Here is a 227-nt window from a genome sequence, read left to right as displayed (position 1 = left end):
GACCCCCCCCCTCCTGAACTCCCCCCTCGTGGGGCGTCGYCGSCGGCKTCAGTTGTTTATAAGAGACAGAATCTACAGAGCGCGCACMCCGCTGCCTTTATGACCGCATTCGTCGGCATCAACAGCCAGCACCCGCCGCTGGATCAGCCCGCCGTGCGCCAGGCGATCAACCTGGCTTTCGATAAGGTCAGCTACCTCAAGGCCTGTCTCTTATACACATCTGACGC

At 61.0% G+C, this 227-nt stretch carries 1 protein-coding gene; it reads left to right on the top strand.

The features are described from left to right. Nucleotides 1-227: ABC transporter substrate-binding protein (locus ACQ4LH_RS21435; protein ID WP_430698986.1), on the top strand; the 227-nt coding region annotated here is incomplete at both ends.

Origin of the sequence: Pseudomonas peli, from assembly GCF_050563605.1 — a bacterium.
GTDB lineage: Bacteria > Pseudomonadota > Gammaproteobacteria > Pseudomonadales > Pseudomonadaceae > Aquipseudomonas > Aquipseudomonas peli_A.
The sequence above is the reverse complement of the archived record's forward strand: the minus strand, read 5'-3'. Positions and strand labels throughout refer to the sequence as shown.